This window comes from Guptibacillus hwajinpoensis, from assembly GCF_020524165.1.
GTDB classification, from domain to species: Bacteria; Bacillota; Bacilli; order Bacillales; family Guptibacillaceae; genus Guptibacillus; species Guptibacillus hwajinpoensis_D.
Genome location: NZ_JAIVKU010000005.1, coordinates 634219 through 651718, shown reverse-complemented (window position 1 = coordinate 651718; position 17500 = coordinate 634219). Strand labels below are relative to the sequence as shown.

Here is a 17500-nt window from a genome sequence, read left to right as displayed (position 1 = left end):
CAAAAAAAATCTACAGAAATTGCCCTTCTGTGTATGGTATAGTGGAGTAGAAGTTTAAACTAATTACATACGTATGAAATTCATACAGCTGATCATGTGCGGTTTTTATTCCCGTACCAATTGTGAGATAAACGAAAGATAAAGGAGCTACGCTATGCTACGCCAGGAAGAAGATGTGAAAGTGTTCGCTTTGAACTCAAATCCAGAATTAGCTCAAGAAATTGTTGAGACTCTTGGAATTCAAGTTGGAAATTGTTCCGTTAAGCGGTTTAGTGACGGTGAAATCCACATGAATGTTGAGGAAAGCATCCGTGGTTGCGATACCTATTTAGTTCAATCAATCGCAGGCTCAGGTAACGACTACCTAATGGAACTCTTGATCATGATTGATGCACTAAAACGTGCCTCAGCTCGAACAATTAATGTTGTTTTACCGTATTACGGGTATGCAAGACAGGATCGCAAAACAGGACCTAGACAGCCCATTACGGCAAAGTTGATCGCCAACATGTTGGAGCGTTCAGGCGCAACGCGCGTACTAACGATTGATCTTCATGCAAATCAAATTGAAGGGTTCTTTAATATTCCAGTGGATCAGGTTTCTGGCATTCCGATCTTAGCTGAATATTTTGAGAAGAAGAATTTTGAAGATGTGGTGGTCGTGGCACCAGACAACAGTAGTGCGCTTCGTGCTCGTAAGCTCGGATCCTTGCTTGATGCCCCAATCGCCTTAATTGATCGTCGTTCCTATGATACAGGCGAACCATCGACAGTAAACGTCATTGGGGATGTTCGTGGAAAAACAGCGATTATCATTGACGATATGATTGATACTGGTAAAAATGTCACGTTCACTTCACGTATTTTGGAAGAAAACGGCGTGAAAGAAGTTTACGCTACCTTTACACACCCTGTTCTTTCTGGTCATGCAACGGAAGAAATTGCAGAGTCAACGATTAAAGAAGTGGTTGTAACCAATACGATTGCTCTTCCAGAAGCAGAAGATCTTGAGAAAATCACGGTTCTTTCAATCGCTCCTCTGTTGGCGGAAGCGATTCGCATTGTTCAAGAAAAACTATCCATTAGTCAAATTCGATAACATGTTAAAGGGAACTGTTGATTCAGTTCTCTTTTTTTTATGGATGGAGAACATTTCGAATATGGAGTGACTCAGGAGCGTGAGTCACTTCCGTCATCGATTTGAATTAAGCTTGCTTCAATGATGTATCGATCTGGTGCTGAGCCGAGGTAATCAAATGGGTAACATGTAGTGAGTGTGAGCGTGGGAGAATTCTTTTTGACAATAACGCTACGATCATGTTCGTCCGTAATCCAGGTTTTACGAATTTGGTATTCATAGGTTGTCTGATCGAATGTAACGTATAGCCGATCACCTTTTTTGAGTTGATCAAGACCGTCAAAGACGGTATCTCGATGCCCTGCAAGTGCCGTGTGGCCAGCTTCACCAGGTAAGGTTGTGAAATCCGTGTCATACATGCCAACTCCCTGTTTAAGCGTTTGTTCATCCGTTCCCCAGTAGATCGGGTAAAGGTATCCTAATTGAGGAATCGTTAATTCTCCAATGTTTTCTCCTGTTATGAAATCGACTGGTGTTTTCGGGGAGATAACATCACTCGTTTGAATCACTTCTCGATTCACTGTTTTTTGATAATCAGTCTCTTTCCAGTTATTAGAAATTGCCTGCGCTTTGTTAGGTTGGAAAGTGGCGGCATTTTTTTGACTCCACCATTCATAACCGCTCCAGCCTGAAAGAAGGATGCCAATGACAATGAGGAGTAAGCTGAGTTTCTTTATCACCATTCATCACCTTCTTTAAAAATGGAGATAGGCGCAGAACGCCTATCTCGTTGGGATGGTATGTGTCTTAAGAATGAACGCGTTTTTTTAATAGAAGAAGCGAGCCAAACGCAGCGATTGCAAGTCCAAGTACCATATACAATGGGTAACTTGTAGCAGTTTCTGCCATTTCAGCGCCTTCTTCTGTAGTGCTTGAAGAGCTATCTTCTTCGCTTGTCGTCTCTTCGTCAGATGAAGAGCTATCGTCACTGGATGCTTCTTCATCAGAGGAAGAGGCACCACTGTAAGAAGAGTTTTCACATGCCTGTCCATCATCATCACGGTCAAGGTCACTTGGATCAGCGTCTGGGTCATTATTTTCATAATACGTTTGCGCTTCTTCTTGAGAAGAGAAGTCATCGCAATTCTTATCATCATCCGCATACCCTACGTTTGAAAAACCGAATACCAACAAGAACGTTGCCAATAAAGATACGAGCTTTTTCATCTTCTTCCTCCCCGGATTAAGTATTTTTTTGCCATCCCTTGTTATATGGTAACAGCTACCAATTCGAACGTCATGCATTTTGTCAGAATAAATAGAATAAAGAGAATATTTTACTACGGTTAGAAACTAAGTTTCATAAGTGAGGCAGAGGGAAGGTTTTTTTATTTTTGAAGGAGAGAGTGATCCATGAGAAGAGATTTACCGTTAGCTTCGTATAAAGAGAAGAAGTGGATGGGAGAGAGAGCAGATGAAAAAAAGCTCAGTTGCCGTAGGGATTGCCTGTTTTTTAGCGCTTGGCGCGTGTTCCTCCGGAGGGGATCATGTTGCAAATGGATCGGAGAAATCAAGTAAGGAAGAGATGAGCAGTACAAGCGTTAACAACAATAAGGCAGGCAGTGCGGTAGAGAAGGAAGGAGACGGGGCAGAAGAAACGGCTGATGCTGGGATTAAGATTATGATTTCGGAAGATCAGTCAGACGAGAGTGAACATGAGGAAGGTCATGGTCATGGAGGTCATGTAAGCATCTCACTTAAGAATAATGAGATGGACCCAGCTGTTCTTATGACGACCGTCACCGAAGAGGAGCAGCCACTTACTGAAGCAAATGTGCGTTTTGAATACTGGAAAGAGGGAGAGGAGAAGCATACCTACACAGATGCGGAAGAGAACAGTGAGGGGATGTATGAGGGAATCACAGAAATTTCCGATCCAGGAACGTACAAGCTGAAAGTTCATGTAGAGATGGGGGAAGAGCTTCATACACATAAACCATATGTGCTTGAAGTCGCGGAGAAATAGAGATATCGAAAAAAGGCGCAGTGGAGTTTCTCCACTGCGCCTTTTTTCGACATTTAGTGAGCTTTATCGGGTGGTGACAGGCACCATTAAAGCACGTGATCAATGGCGTGAGCGACGCCGTGTTCGGTGTAGTCTTTCGTAACCCAGTTTGCCGCTTCTTTGACGCGGTCTTGTGCATTGCCCATCGCAACACCGAAGCCTGCTTCGCGAATCATCGCGATGTCATTCATGCTATCGCCAACGGCCATCACGTTTTCCATCGAAAGATCAAGCCATTCGCATACTTTCATCAAGGCTGCGGCTTTGTTTACGCCTGCCGGGTTGATTTCAAGGTTCGTTGGGCTTGAGTTCGTCACTTCAAATGCCTCGTTTGCCATCACTTCATCTGTAACCACTTTGCGGATATGATCATCTTTAATATCAAACCCAAATTTCAACCAATTGTAATCATTGATTTCACGTTCAAATGGCTTTTGGAAATTAAATACCCCTTCCGTCGTAGAAGACCAGAAATAGACGTCATGCTTTTCTTTTAGTTCCCATAAACGCTCGACAAGCTGATGATCCAGGTGTGTGCTGTCGACAAGGTTAAGTTCTTGATCATAGATTTGTCCGCCATTTACCGTAACAAGGTAAGCAGAATGACCCAGCTGTTCGGCGATATCACGACAGAAAGGCAAAGAACGTCCAGTGCTTAACACAACATGAATGCCTTTTTCTTTTGCTCGCTGAACAGCAGCTTCGTTTTCCTCTGACACTTCACCGTCATGATTAACGAGAGTGCCATCCATATCTAATGCGATTAGTTTAATTTCTTTTTCCATCTCTACCACTCCTATTTTTCGCTCTCTCTATTTTAAACTAAATTAATGTCGAACTGTAGTATTTGCAACTTGGTACATTTTTCAGATTTACCGATTATATCACACATTCTAAGAATCAGTTTCTGTCGATAGTAAGTGAAAGTGAGGAGCCTCCCATTCGCAGACAATATGATCTAAAAAAAGTGAAAAGAAATTTCCCAAAATAAGTTTTACCGTTTTTCATGCGAGGAAGGAAAAGGAGTGGACCGCATCACCAATTTGGTGATGCGCCTCATGAGTTGAGGAATTATTGAAACCAAAGAGGTGAAAGATCATGAATCCAGAACAAATCGGATTCGCATTGTTATATATCGGGGTTTTTCTTCTGATAGGGAAAATCATCCGATTAAAAGTAAAAGTACTACAGAACTTATTTCTTCCTTCATCCATAATAGGTGGGTTTGTTGCATTACTTCTCGGGCCCCAGGTACTCGGGAAAATCATGTTAAATTTCGTCTCAGAAGACCATTTTTTAGCAAATGGAATCATGACAGGAACCATTATTGAAGTATGGTCTGCACTGCCTGGATTAATGATTAATGTTGTCTTTGCATCCCTATTTCTTGGCGCAACGATGCCAAAGTTACGTGATATTTGGACGTTTGGTGGACCTCAGTTAGCATTCGGCTGGGCAATTGGTTGGGGGCAATATGTGATCGGTTTACTTGTCGCTATTCTGATTTTGACGCCATTTTTTGATATACCAGCGATGGCTGGTGCTTTGATTGAAGTAGCGTTTGAGGGTGGACACGGTACAGCAGCAGGGATGGCAAGTACATTTGAAGAGCTCGGCTTTGAAGAAGCCTTTGACCTGGCAATCGGTCTAGCCACAGTAGGAGTCTTATCAGGTGTTGTTTTCGGTATTATTCTTATTAACTGGGCGGTGCGTAGAGGGAAAACGAAAGTCATTAAAGACGTGAATGGCTTCTCTGATCTTCGGAAACAGGGAATCATGGAATACCAAAATCGTGAACCAGCGGGTAAAATGACGACTCGTCCCGAATCGATTGAACCGCTCTCGTTTCATCTCGCTATTGTGATGCTTGCCATTCTAATCGGTTGGTTGATCCTTCAAGGGTTAATCGGGCTAGAAAGCATCACGATTACAAGCTGGACTGGCTCAAGCTTTATGAAGTATATTCCGCTATTCCCAATCGCGATGTTCGGTGGTATTATTCTTCAAGTCTTTTTCAGTAAGAAAGATAAATACAACCTTGTCGATCGCCGCATGATCAATCGGATTCAAGGACTAGCCCTTGATGTGTTAATCATCACTGCTATTGCGACGGTATCGCTCGACGTGATTGGTGAGTATCTTGTGCCATTCCTTATTCTTGCAGTCGCAGGAATCAGCTGGAATTTATTCGGATTCCTTGTGCTTGCGCCGAAGATCATTCCTGACTACTGGTTTGAAAGAGGGATTGGTGACTTTGGTCAATCGATGGGCGTGACGGCAACAGGTTTGCTTCTCATGCGGATCGTCGACCCTGATAATGAATCGCCAGCATTTGAAGCGTTTGGTTACAAACAGCTTGTTTATGAACCATTCTTAGGAGGAGGGTTAGTTACGGCACTATCCGTTCCGTTTATTGTGCAGTTTGGTGCGGTAGCAGGACTAATCTTCGCTGCAGTCATGGTTATCCTCGGGATTGTGTCGGGAATCTATTACTTCGGTAAAGGAAAGCATATAAAAAATAACTAACAGATGTCGCCATTTCTGACTACAGGAATGGCGTTTTTTAAAAAATAGAAGACGTTAGTGTTTTTTTAGGAAAGCAGAAGGGAAATACCGTTATGAAAAGAAAATGGTATAAGGGATAGAGTATGATAGGACTTGGATGTCGTAGGGAGGGATTATTTGGGTACACCGGAACTTAGTCGTGAGGACTTGAAACTCACGGAATTAAGCTATGTAAAAATAAATGCGTTAATTTTATTGATGATTTTGCCCTTGTCAATGATTGGGTATCAATTTGCTGTTTCGAACGAAGAGATGTTCTTCGTCTATGAATGGTCACTTGTTGCTCTGCTTTTGATTTCTTTTATACTTGCAGGAGCTACAAGCGTCATTTACAACAGTTCTAATAAATGGCTTTCTTATGCCATTCTTAGTTTTGACCTTCAATTTGCAGTGTTTGGTTTATTTATGGGGCGCTACACATCTTATGAACTCTTTTTTGTTTATTATCTTTGTTCAGCGATTGCACTAATTGTTTTTTTCATGACATTCAAAAAGGTGAAGGTATTTCGATACCTTATTATCATTTTTATCATTGTAACGGTTCTTTTAACGAGTTACATGGTCCTGCTTCAAAGCTTGTGGGGGACGAATTGGGTGTAAGAACGAAGATAAGAAAGGGTGGTCAAAAATGGCGACAGCAAAGGAAAACTTTCTAAGGGCGTTCAATGAAGCGTTTATTAGCGGCGATCGTGACGTTGTGCTCGCAAGTGTGACGGATGATGTCCAATGGCATCTGATTGGTATGGAGAAGATCGAAGGGAAGATCGCGTTTGAAAAGGCATGGAACCGTATGCCAACCGGTGTGAACCTGACGATCGATACGATCATCACCCATGGCGTTACTGCAGCAGTGGAAGGGAAAATGCAGGTGGGTGAAAAAAACTTCGCCTTTTGCGATACGTATCGTTTTAATAAATTTAAAGATGGGATGATTAAGCAAATTCATTCTTTTATCATTGAAGAGCGGGAGGGGATCTGAAGCTTGTATTGTCGGTAAACTTTATGATCGGGTACTTCATGATTCTTTCATCCGCAAGTTATTTAGATTCGCTCATTTATAAAGGATACGAAATGTTGGGGGTTAATATCCTTTCGTTTATCGCATGTCTACTAGCGGGCTTCTATTCCTTCTATGAAGGATGTTATTTTCATAAGAAAAAGTGCGATAAAACGATGTGAGAAAAGGCGATTCATCAGTCTAGTAAAATAGTACAAAATTCGACCTTATTTATTAGAATCTTCTAAACTATTGTTTAAACTTCGTAAAAATCGGTTAAACTGTAATTAATCGCATAGAAAACGTCGAAGCGTTTCTATCAATATGAATGGAGGATTGGATGATGGAGAATCGAAAAGTCTACCAAAATCAGATTTCGGAAAAGAGACAGGAAATGGTTGCGCAACTACTCGAACACATCAATGCTTCCAGTATCGAACAAAAACAGGAGATCCTAAAGAAAGAAATTGATGAGGCGCTCGATTGTCGCGACCGTGAAACGTTTATGCAGTTAACTGATCGTCTTAATTCACTCACATAATGAAAAAGTTGGCATATATGTTAAACCGCTCGCTTATAATCTAGTATTCAAACACTCAGGAGGAGATGTTGATGCTAGATTTAGCGGCGGTTTTTTATGTTGTGATGGATTGGGTTAGTGAAAACAAAGGGTACAAGCTCCAATCCGTTTTTCTTTTCGGTGGGCTCGGTCTATCATTTGCGACGTATTTTCTCTGGTTCATAAAAAAGGGCTATAAAACGGTTGGTAGCGTCAAGAATGGATGAGTTGAGTGCATATTTCGTCTTGTGAGAGCGTTCGAATTCCGCGATATTTTCAATAATTCCGCGAAACGGACGATGAATTCCGCGAAAACATCCAGTAATTCCGCGAAAAACAATTTTATTCCGCGAAACGAAAAAAGACACCCCGAGGGGCATCTTTAAAAAGGGACGGTGATGGATTTGCCCTTCGTGAGCGTTTCTCCAGTTGGATCGAACACATCACTTGTATGAATCGTGATGGATTCAAGTTGCTTCAAGTCGGTTGTGTTCAGAACAAAACCAAGCTGACCAATTCTTTCTTCGCCAGGCTCAAAATCTCCGTATAGGTTCTCCAGGTAAAAGTCATCGTCGAACCCTTTTTTCTCACCATCACTTGTTTCAAGCGCTGAAACGGGCGCGAAATTAACCGCTTGATCTGATGTATTCTTCACGTTGACGCGAATCTTTACATAGTTAAATGTGGTTTCATCGTTGGAATAGCCATGAAAAAAGTCGATTAAGTCAGGAGAAGGAGAATAGGACATTACCTTTACGTCTGAAACGGTCAATTCCACATCCCCAATCACCGTTTTCTCATGATAATCAGAGTTTGCTTTTAATGTAATGGATCCGTCTGCATCCTGATAAGATTGGCCAACTTCAGTAAGAGAGCTGTCGTCAGGAGCCTGAGGACTATCGATTACTTCTGTTTGTTCTTTTTGATCTACATTTGTGTCTGAAGTTTTCTTAACAGTAGCTGAGTTCTCCGTTTGTGAACTCGCCTGCTGATTTGTATTGTTAGCAGCACAGCCACCTAGAAAAAGTGACGCTGAGAGTAAGCTGATCGTGATGAGATGTTTCATGGGGAATTTCCTCCTATTAAAGAAAAGTCCCGCTGCTCATTGAAGCAACGGGGAACTATAACTTACTTGTCTTTTTTGTTCTCTTTATCGTGGTCTTTTCCGCTAAGAAGGTCCATCACTAGTTGACCTGTTTCATTGTTATCATGCAGGCCAGCAAATTTCTCTGATTGTGGACCGTATGCATAGACATTCACGTCAACGCCAGTGTGTCCGCCAGTTGTCCAGCCCGTTCCTGAACGAAGGTCGAAGATTTTTTCAATGGCGTTGTCAATTTCAACCACGTCGTCTGTTTCAGTGGCTTTCTCGACAGAAGCAATTTCTTCAGACGTTAACTCAAGATCGATGTTTTCAGTCAGTGTTTTCTCTACATCAGCGCCATCAGCGATCTGTGCTGCCATGTAATCAGGCGTCTTTTTAGCCGCTTTAAGTGGTGCCGGATCCCATTTGTACTCACCGTCGCGACCCATAGCGAAACCACCAGTAGAATGGTCAGCAGTTGTAACAACGAGTGTATGCTTGTCCTTTTTCGCAAATTCAATTGCTGCAGCGTATGCTTTCTCGAAATCTTCCATCTCACTCATTGCTGCGACAGCATCGTTATCATGACCAGCCCAGTCAATTTGGCTACCTTCTACCATAAGGAAGAAGCCGTCTTTGTTGTCACTAAGGCGCTCAAGCGCAGCATCCGTCATATCTTCAAGAGAAGGTGTATCTTCTGTACGATCGATCGCTTTATCCATTCCTTTTGGAGCGAAGAGGCCAAGGATTTGTTCGTTATCGTCTTTTTTAAGTTCTTCCTTTGAAGTTACATAGCTATAGCCGTCTTCTTGGAATTCTTCCGTTAGGTTGCGATCAGAGCGCTCAAAGTAAGAAGTTCCTCCACCAAGTAGAACATCCACTTTATGCTCTCCATTAATCATTTCATCATAGTAATCGTCAGCGATGTCATTGTAGTTATTGCGTGACTCATCATGAGCACCGAAAGATGCTGGTGTTGCATGGTTAATCTGCGAAGTGGAAACAAGTCCTGTTGCTTTTTCCTTTTCCTTTGCTTCTTCAAGCACTGTCTTTACTTCGTTTTTATCCATATCGACTGAAATTGCGCCGTTATATGTTTTGATTCCTGCCGCCATCGCAGTTCCTGCTGCTGCAGAATCCGTTACGCTTTCTTCAGGGTCCCAAGAATACGTTTCTTGTGCGCCTACTAAATCCTCATCGAAAGCTGTTTTTTCCATATATGGTGTGCTCTTATCATCCATATAAGAACGGTAGGCTGTTGTATAGCTCGGCCCCATGCCATCCCCAATTAAGAAGATCACGTTTTCGATTTCGTTTTTTTCGTGTTTGCTTTTTTCCGATTTTGCTTCTGTATCAGTACCCAGCCCTGCAAAACCTGCCACGGTTAATGATGAAATGACAGCGAATGGAATCAGCTTCTTTTTCGCATTTTTACTAAACAAAATAAGTTCCCCCTTGGTTGTTTTTTTCTCACAAATCAAAGTCTAACGGATAGATTTGAAGTGAGTGTTAATAGATTGTAAGGATACTTTTAAGATAAAAGGGTCGATTGTCACAGTCAAAAATAGTAATCTTTCGCGAAAAAATATCTGTTTAATAAAGAGGCTCGTGGATTGATTCTATTACTGATCGTAATGATACCGCCTTCATTCTGCAAGTGATTTAGGTGAAAATAGGTAAAAAGGAGCGAGGAGAAGAGCTTAGCTTTGTGAATCTCATAATAATGGCCTATATCATAAGACCTTTTTCATAGAAAGAAAAGAAGCGTGTCGTGAGAAGACATTCATTCTATTAAACTGTTAAAATTATCAGTATAGTACGAAAAAAGGGGAGATTCGATTGGACTTACTAATGAATCATTCGGTCATTTATGAATTTAACAAAGCTCATCGACCTGTAAAAATTGTTCCTTCGGGGACTAGTATTGAAATCGTGACGTATGATTGCTTTGAAAATCAGCTTCAGACGGAGAAAGATGAAATTACGGGAATTGACTGGAATCGAGTCAATCCGGCAACCGGGCCCATTTATGTGAAGGGTGCAGAGCCGGGTGATGTATTAAAAGTTTCGATTGAAAAGCTTGAAATTGGAGATCAGGGTGTCATGGTTGTTGGACCGGATCTTGGTGTCATGGGGCATCGCCTCGAGGAAATGGAGTCTAAAATCATTCCAATTCAAGAAGGTGTGGCTCGTTTTAATGATATTCGTATACCGTTAAATCCGATGATCGGGGTGATTGGCGTCGCACCAGAAGGCGATGGCGTTTCGTGTGGTACACCGGGTGCGCACGGCGGGAATATGGATAACAAGATGATCACGGAGGGAGCTGTGCTCTATTTTCCAGTCTTTGCGGAAGGGGCTCTGTTCGGATTGGGTGATTTCCATGCAGCAATGGGTGACGGTGAAGTGAGCGTTTCAGGTATTGAAGTACCAGGCAAAGCGACCGTTAAGCTTGAAGTGATAAAGGGGGAGTCTCTCGTTCAGCCGATTCTCGAAAATGAAGAAGTTGTTACCCAAATTGCGTCAGCTGCCACGCTTGATGAAGCAGCGAAACTTGCGACAGAGCTGATGGTTGATCGCGTGGTTAAGAAAACTGGTATGACTGTTGCGGAGGCAACGATGCTTATGAGTGCCGTTGGTCAAGTGGAAGTCTGTCAAATCGTGGATCCACTTATGACGGCCAGGTTCATTGTACCGAAATGGCTAGAGAAGCAGCTAGGTGTGCGTCTCATCTAATTCGACATATGCTGACATCGTTCGGGTGGTGCCTGTCACTTGCATGAGATATACTTGGTAACACGGTGCCTGTCACTTGTCGAACTTGTTGAATTAATTGGAGGAATACTAGCATGATTCGTTTTGGAGTTGTTGGAACAAATAAGATTACGGATAATTTTCTTGAGGGGGCGACGGAACTTAGTGATTTTAAGCTTACGGCCGTTTATTCCCGTACTGAGGAGAAAGCGAACGCATTTGCTGAGAAGCATGGTGCAGAAGCAACGTTTACAAGTCTTGAGGAAATGGCGAACAGCGAACGAATTGATGCTGTTTATATCGCGAGCCCCAATTCGCTTCACGCAGAGCAGTCGATCATTTTCATGAACGCTGGAAAACACGTACTTTGCGAGAAACCGATGGCGTCAAATAAGCATGAGGTGGCCCAAATGGTTGAGGCTGCTTCAAAAAACGGCGTTCTTCTAATGGAAGCGATGAAATCTACTGTCATGCCAAACATGCAAATGGTACGAGAGAACCTTCATAAGATCGGTCAGATCCGCCGTTTTGTAGCGAATTATGGTCAGTATTCTTCGCGCTATGATGCTTACAAAGAAGGCACAGTATTGAACGCTTTTAACCCTAAATTCTCAAATGGATCACTAATGGACATCGGTGTATATGGCGTCTATCCTGTCGTGTCCATGCTTGGGATGCCACAATCGATTAAGGCAGAAGGCGTGATGCTGGAGTCTGGCGTTGATGGAGAAGGGAGTATTTTGCTTAAGTATGAAGACAAAGAAGCGGTGATCATGTACTCAAAGATTACGGATTCTCACCTACCGTCAGAAATTCAAGGGGAAAACGGCAGTATCTTAATCGATAAAATTGGTTCACCGATGGATGTGAAAATCCACTATCGGGATGGATCAATTGAAGACCTATCGCAATCGCAGTCTCATACGATGATGTATGAAGCAAAAGAATTTATTAAACTCATTCAGGAAGGGAAGAGTCAGTCTGCGATTAACTCGCATGAGAATTCTCTCCGTTCTATTGAAGTAATCGATGAAGCGCGAAAGCAAATCGGTGTGACTTTTCCAGCAGATCATCGTTAAAAAAAGAAATATCCTAGCCGTCACATCTTATCCATGTGACGGCTTTTTTGAATCCTCTCTTATGAAAAGAAAAAGTAAGCCTTTCCATCTAGACTGTTTGAACTAGTTTCAAACGGGTACGATATTAATAGAATAGCAAAAAAATGGAGGGATGAAATTGGCTAGTAAATATGGAGAAGTTGTACAGGAATCGTTAAATGCACTACTTGAGGATGAATCGTTTTTACCAAATTTCAAGGATGAAGATCGAGAGAATGCGTTCAAATCACTTGAATCGATTCTCTCAACACCGAATCAAATTCAAAAATCATTTCTCCGCGTTCCACTAGAAAACGGGAAAATTCTACGAATTCCTGCTTTTCGTGTTCAACATAATAATGCGGTTGGCCCTTACAAAGGGGGGATCCGCTTTCACGAATCGGTGGAGGAAGATGAAGTGATCAATCTAGCAACGTTAATGACGCTAAAGAATGCGCTTCATGACGTGCCATTTGGTGGAGGTAAAGGCGGCGTCGTTATTAATCCACGCGAGTTTTCGGAGAAAGAACTACATACGATTTCAAAAACGTACGTTCAAAATTTTTGTGATATTCTTGGCCCGGATAAAGATATTCCAGCACCAGATGTAGGAACTGGCGAACGAGAGATGGACTGGATGATGGGGGAATATAAAAGCATCCATCAAGGACGTCCTTACCGCGGAAGTTTTACTGGAAAAAGTCAGGTGAACGGTGGCTCACTTGGTCGTAGGGAAGCAACAGGAAAAGGCGTTTACTATACGCTTCGCTACATGCTTCATAATTTCGTCAAGGAGAATGAAGAGTGGTTTAAGAAAAACGACAATCGCTTTGCGAAAACAGCACTCGAGCATTCGAACCGTCAGTTAACAATCGGAATTCAAGGATTTGGGAATGTTGGCTCCGTTGCGGCGCTTGAATCTTATAGCTGCAACTACCTGGATACAAAAGTAGTGGCGGTAAGTGATCGCAACGTGACGCTCTACAATGGTGATGGTCTTGATATAAAGGCGCTGATTGAGTTTACGTCTAATCATGAAGGTGACTTGCCCACTACGGAAGAAGCCCTGAGCGAGCATAACATCAAGGCAGACATTCAGGACCGGGCAGATGTCCTTTATTTGGATACGGACGTGCTCATTCTGGCGGCTCTTGAAGATCAAATTCATGAGGACAATGTCGACCAAGTGAAAGCGCGTATGATTGTGGAAGGTGCGAACGGCCCGATTACACTTGGAGCGGACCGGAAGTTAAGTGAAGATGGGGTACTCGTTATTCCGGATATCCTCGCAAACGCAGGTGGTGTCATCGTATCTTATTTCGAGTGGCTTCAAGGAAGGGAAACTCAGTTTTATAGTGAAGAAGAAGTCTTTTCACTTCTATTTAAAAAAATGAAGGAGACGATGGACGAGATTTATCCTCAATTTTTCAGTGATCCTTTTGCGCTCAGACAGAATTGCTATATCCATACGGTGATGAAGCTTTCAAATATTCTTTATCGTCATGGTAAGCTCTATTAAACGAAAAGCCCTCTCCCAACGGGAGAGGGCTTTCTTTATGAATGTTAAGAGGCAGGAAGCTTTTCTTTAAACTCCGTCATCTTCAGGACGGTTTCATCGATTAACTCGTTCATTTTACCCGTATCAGGCTCATCTTTCTTTCCTTCATCGATGAGTGGATAAAGGCTTTCTTCAATGTCTTTGTATTCATCCGGGAATTCTTGCTCTACTTGAGCTTCCATCTTGTCCCAATTTTCCTCAAGGGTCATGGTCTGTTCATTAATGGCGCCGATATCGTCGCTACTGTTCTCGAGCGTCGCTTTAAGTTCATCAAGGTTGGTTAAAGCTGTATCCACTCCAACATCAAGGTCGATGGTTTCCTCTGAACCGCTGTCTGAGCTAGAATCGTTCATTCCTTCGTTTGTACCACCATTTTCTGAACCGCTGTTCTCTTCCATGCTCGAGTTATTTGAGGTTTGTGTACTATTGTTATCCTCAGAACCGTTTGATTCACAACCTGCTAGAAGAGATCCTGATAGAAGGCAGGAAGCAAGAAGAATAGGGAATTTCTTTTCCAACATTATCCACTCCTTTCTGTTACAATTATCGGTTCCCAGAAAGCATTTTATTCAAACGAAGGCAAAAGTCATGTTTTTCTAAAAAAAGAGGGGAAGGAGGCAAATTGACTTAGGACCTTTTAAACTGTCTGATTGTTGAATCAACGTGTTTTTCTAACGAAGAGATATGAAACAAAGATGGTTGCCATCACCCCGAAACTAATAAATAATCCGATGCGTTCACTTTCTTGAAAAGCAGCTCCGCTAATGGCCAGGAAGATAAGGACAATGCCAAGATAGGAGGTGAAGGGTGCACCAATCATTTTAAAATATCGTTTCTTTGAAGTGGTCCCGATATATTGCTTGCGATTTTTGATCTGAGAAGCTAGGATGACGACCCAGTTTAGAATTAACATAATCCCTGCAGCAGTTGTTAAATACTCATACACTTTATCAGGTAATACATAGGAAACAACGATCATGAGACTAAGGGCGATCGCATTCACGCCTAATGCACGTATCGCGACTCCCTTTTTCGTGTGATGGTCTAGGACGTTAGGGGCGTCACCTGCGTGACTAAGAGAAACCAATACTTTTGTAATTGAAAAGAGAGCGCCAACCATGGTAGAAAAAGCGGCAGTGATTAAGATGATTGTAAAAATCGATCCGAGTAACGGGAGCTGAAATTGAGAAAGCGCCGTTACAAATGGGCTTTCGTCTTCGCTAATGATCGACCACGAAACCATATAGAGTATAAAGAAAATGGATAAGAGGTAAAGTGTGGTCAGCGCGATAACGGTGGTGAGCCCTGCTTTTGGTGTTTCATCTTTATGTTTTAATTCATTTGACATCAGTCCAACAACGGCTATGCCGCCAAATGAAAACAGAACAAAAATCATGGCGGACCATGTGCCCATCAGCCCGTTCGGAAAGAATGGAATGAGACTTGATTCTGTTTGTCCGGCTGAAGCGGGAGTAGCGATACCGAATAAGAAGAGTATTCCAAATCCAATAAATCCAATGAGTGTGGCTAATTTCACTACAGCAAACAATGATTCTAACGTGCTGAAATTATTTACACCTAGGAGATTAATCCCGAGCCCAAGTGCTGAATAGAGAATCATGAAGAGCCAGAGCGGGACTTCCGGGAACCAGTATTGGGTGAAGAGACCAAGCGCTGTAATTTCACTTGCCATGATGAGGAGGCCAGAAACCCAGTACATCCATCCACTCATAAAGCCCATTGAATGACCAAATGCCATTTGCGCATACTTTCTAAATGAGCCTGTTTCCTGGTCATGAACAGACATCTCTGCAAGTGCACTAAATACGAGAAAGGCGATCAGACCAGCTAGAAGATAATTGAGAAGAACAGACGGACCCGCTCGCTCGATGGATAGTCCCGTCCCGAGAAAGAAACCGGCTCCAATAATCGATCCGATTCCAATCAGTGTTAACTGCCACCAATGAAGCTTATGATCTTCTCCTTTCTTTGCTTTCTTCTCCTGAGTGCGCTGAACGGATTGCTGGACAATGTGTTCATTTCTCATACAAGCTCACCATCTTTCTTCATTCTCATGTTCAAGCCTTTACCTACTATCTTGAGAAGGAAACTGATATAATATCCAACAAGGTGACAATTTGCGACAAATAACGGGAGGTGACAGGCACCATGAAAGCAGTTCAAGTAATGGGGTATGGTGACGTAGATCAATTAGAAGTTGTCGAACGAGAGATTCCTGTTCCGAATGAGAATGAGGTACTTGTTAAGGTAAAGGCATGCGCGATTAATAATACGGAAATTTGGATGCGTGAAGGGGCGTATGGAACCGGCAAGAAATCAGGATGGCGCCCAGAAGGCGTGCAATTTCCGAGAACGCCTGGTTCAGATATTACCGGTACGATTGTAAAGGCCGGTGAACAAGTGGACGAGGAGATGATCGGAAAGAATGTCGTGCTCTTTCCGTTTACTTCAAGCGGAGAAGCAGGATCTGAACATATTTCAGAAGATATGTCTTTCATTGGATCGGAGTATGACGGTGGGTATGCCGAATATGTGGTGTGGCCAGCGGAACTTTGCTACGACATGCCTCTACAAGATTTCACACAAAGCGCCGTGTTCTCTGTAAGTGGGATGACAGCGTGGCATATGGTGGAACAAATACAGCCAAAGGCTGGCGAGACCGTTATGGTAACAGGAGCGAACGGCGGAGTAGGATCTTTAAATGTTCAAATTGCTTCACGCGTATTTGGAGCCAAGGTGATTGCCATTGTAGGGGATCTTGCTTTGGAGGATCAGTTGAAGGAGCTTGGTGCTTCCCACGTACTCTCTTATAAATCCGATCAGCTTTCTGAAGAGATACTTGAAGCAAACGGTGGACCGATTGACTCTGTGTTAGATGTCGTCGGTGATGCGCTGTTTTCAACATCGCTTCATGTTTTAAAGAAAGGCGGCAAGTTTTGCACGTCTGGCTCTGCTGGAGGACAGAAAACAGAGCTTGATTTTAGAACGATGTACTTAAAACACATTACGCTCTATGGCTCTGTATTAGGCACAAGAGCAGAATTCAAACGAATGCTTGATGCAATCGCTGAAGGAAAAATTACACCAGTGATTGATCGGACCTTTCCATTAGAACAAGCGAGAGAGGCGCAACTTTATTTTAAAAAAGCGGGTAAATTAGGGAAAATTGTGCTGCTTCCTGAAGAATGAGTTTATCACCAATTGAAACACCTATTTCCTAGCCGGAAATAGGTGTTTTTTATGAGCAAAAGAATTTCACCATTTTCAGGGAAATACAGGAATAAGACCTGCTCCTAGCGAATAAGTAAGGTATAAAATCATAGAGGTGATGGTGTGAAGAAAAGGGGTTTCTTCAAACTTTACTCGTTGCTCTGTCTAGTGAGTGTTTTTGGGTATTCCTACTGGGCCACTTCTTGGACGGCGAGTCAATTGCCTACTTTGCCGGATTGGAAAAGCCATCTTATTTTTACACCGGGCACGGTTGTTGCTTCTAAAGATATTTATGAAATTGATATGTTCTTGTATGCATTTAAAGTTGCTCCCCTTATGACAGGTGTTTGTCTGTTATCGTTCTGTTTCATTGTTGGCCTAATGGTTTACTCTGTGAAAAAACAGCTGTCTTATGTTGGTGGAAAAAAGATAACGAGTTCTTAACAGGGAAGAGCAAGTCCGCGCTTTCTATAAAACCAGCTACAAAAAGGAGAAGCACGCCCGCTGTGTCA

The 17500-nt window shown here is 42.6% G+C and carries 19 protein-coding genes; 12 read left to right on the top strand and 7 right to left on the bottom strand.

Going from position 1 to position 17500, the window contains the following annotated elements; translation table 11 throughout:
* Positions 1 to 154: 154 nt before the first annotated feature.
* Positions 155 to 1099, top strand: a complete 945-nt coding sequence (locus LC090_RS16420; RefSeq protein ID WP_226659093.1) for a ribose-phosphate diphosphokinase — start codon at positions 155 to 157, stop codon at positions 1097 to 1099.
* Between the two features lie 71 nt (positions 1100 to 1170).
* Here LC090_RS16420 and LC090_RS16415 read toward each other — a convergent pair whose 3' ends face one another.
* Both LC090_RS16415 and LC090_RS16410 read right to left on the bottom strand, forming a co-directional pair.
* Complete coding sequence (locus LC090_RS16415; RefSeq protein WP_226659092.1) at positions 1171 to 1821, bottom strand: class D sortase; 651 nt, start codon at positions 1819 to 1821, stop codon at positions 1171 to 1173.
* A 64-nt stretch (positions 1822 to 1885) separates the two neighbouring features.
* The gene (locus LC090_RS16410) at positions 1886 to 2305 is read right to left on the bottom strand and encodes an excalibur calcium-binding domain-containing protein (protein WP_226659091.1); all 420 of its coding nucleotides are present in this window, start codon (positions 2303 to 2305) and stop codon (positions 1886 to 1888) included.
* A 247-nt stretch (positions 2306 to 2552) separates the two neighbouring features.
* Between LC090_RS16410 and LC090_RS16405 the strand changes: the two genes are divergently transcribed.
* Entirely contained in the window at positions 2553 to 3104 is a 552-nt protein-coding gene (locus LC090_RS16405) for a FixH family protein (protein ID WP_226659090.1), read from the top strand.
* Positions 3105 to 3190: 86 nt separating this feature from the next.
* On the opposite strand, the gene LC090_RS16400 is transcribed toward LC090_RS16405, so the two are convergent.
* Positions 3191 to 3943, bottom strand: coding sequence for a Cof-type HAD-IIB family hydrolase (locus tag LC090_RS16400; RefSeq protein ID WP_425590670.1), 753 nt, complete (start codon positions 3941 to 3943; stop codon positions 3191 to 3193).
* Between the two features lie 298 nt (positions 3944 to 4241).
* Between LC090_RS16400 and LC090_RS16395 the strand changes: the two genes are divergently transcribed.
* From LC090_RS16395 to LC090_RS16375, 5 genes are all read left to right on the top strand, one after another.
* Entirely contained in the window at positions 4242 to 5669 is a 1428-nt protein-coding gene (locus LC090_RS16395; RefSeq protein ID WP_226659088.1) for a sodium/glutamate symporter, read from the top strand.
* Between the two features lie 156 nt (positions 5670 to 5825).
* The gene (locus LC090_RS16390) at positions 5826 to 6308 is read left to right on the top strand and encodes a hypothetical protein (protein WP_226659087.1); all 483 of its coding nucleotides are present in this window, start codon (positions 5826 to 5828) and stop codon (positions 6306 to 6308) included.
* 28 nt (positions 6309 to 6336) lie between these two features.
* Positions 6337 to 6687, top strand: a complete 351-nt coding sequence (locus LC090_RS16385) for a nuclear transport factor 2 family protein (protein ID WP_226659086.1) — start codon at positions 6337 to 6339, stop codon at positions 6685 to 6687.
* A gap of 358 nt (positions 6688 to 7045) precedes the next feature.
* Positions 7046 to 7246, top strand: a complete 201-nt coding sequence (locus LC090_RS16380) for an IDEAL domain-containing protein (RefSeq protein ID WP_226659085.1) — start codon at positions 7046 to 7048, stop codon at positions 7244 to 7246.
* Between the two features lie 71 nt (positions 7247 to 7317).
* Entirely contained in the window at positions 7318 to 7491 is a 174-nt protein-coding gene (locus tag LC090_RS16375; protein ID WP_226659084.1) for a hypothetical protein, read from the top strand.
* Between the two features lie 155 nt (positions 7492 to 7646).
* Here the strand turns inward: LC090_RS16375 and LC090_RS16370 are convergent, their stop codons facing one another.
* Both LC090_RS16370 and LC090_RS16365 read right to left on the bottom strand, forming a co-directional pair.
* On the bottom strand, positions 7647 to 8330 hold the full coding sequence (locus tag LC090_RS16370) for a DUF4352 domain-containing protein (protein WP_226659083.1): 684 nt from the start codon (positions 8328 to 8330) through the stop codon (positions 7647 to 7649).
* Positions 8331 to 8392: 62 nt separating this feature from the next.
* Positions 8393 to 9790: an alkaline phosphatase gene (locus LC090_RS16365; RefSeq protein ID WP_226659082.1), complete on the bottom strand. Its 1398-nt coding sequence runs from the start codon at positions 9788 to 9790 to the stop codon at positions 8393 to 8395.
* Positions 9791 to 10199: 409 nt separating this feature from the next.
* Between LC090_RS16365 and LC090_RS16360 the strand changes: the two genes are divergently transcribed.
* From LC090_RS16360 to LC090_RS16350, 3 genes are all read left to right on the top strand, one after another.
* Entirely contained in the window at positions 10200 to 11084 is an 885-nt protein-coding gene (locus tag LC090_RS16360; protein ID WP_226659392.1) for an acetamidase/formamidase family protein, read from the top strand.
* 113 nt (positions 11085 to 11197) lie between these two features.
* The gene (locus LC090_RS16355; protein ID WP_226659081.1) at positions 11198 to 12181 is read left to right on the top strand and encodes a Gfo/Idh/MocA family protein; all 984 of its coding nucleotides are present in this window, start codon (positions 11198 to 11200) and stop codon (positions 12179 to 12181) included.
* Between the two features lie 157 nt (positions 12182 to 12338).
* Positions 12339 to 13718, top strand: coding sequence for a Glu/Leu/Phe/Val family dehydrogenase (locus LC090_RS16350; RefSeq protein ID WP_226659080.1), 1380 nt, complete (start codon positions 12339 to 12341; stop codon positions 13716 to 13718).
* Between the two features lie 44 nt (positions 13719 to 13762).
* On the opposite strand, the gene LC090_RS16345 is transcribed toward LC090_RS16350, so the two are convergent.
* Both LC090_RS16345 and LC090_RS16340 read right to left on the bottom strand, forming a co-directional pair.
* A complete protein-coding gene (locus LC090_RS16345; RefSeq protein ID WP_226659079.1) occupies positions 13763 to 14278 on the bottom strand; it encodes a hypothetical protein in 516 nt (171 codons plus the stop codon).
* Between the two features lie 137 nt (positions 14279 to 14415).
* Complete coding sequence (locus LC090_RS16340) at positions 14416 to 15804, bottom strand: amino acid permease (RefSeq protein WP_226659078.1); 1389 nt, start codon at positions 15802 to 15804, stop codon at positions 14416 to 14418.
* A 122-nt stretch (positions 15805 to 15926) separates the two neighbouring features.
* Between LC090_RS16340 and LC090_RS16335 the strand changes: the two genes are divergently transcribed.
* Entirely contained in the window at positions 15927 to 16967 is a 1041-nt protein-coding gene (locus tag LC090_RS16335) for a zinc-binding dehydrogenase (protein WP_226659077.1), read from the top strand.
* Between the two features lie 144 nt (positions 16968 to 17111).
* Positions 17112 to 17432 carry a DUF4306 domain-containing protein gene (locus LC090_RS16330; RefSeq protein ID WP_226659076.1) on the top strand — a complete coding sequence of 107 codons (321 nt, stop codon included), beginning with the start codon at positions 17112 to 17114 and terminating at the stop codon, positions 17430 to 17432.
* The last annotated feature ends 68 nt before the right edge of the window (positions 17433 to 17500 follow it).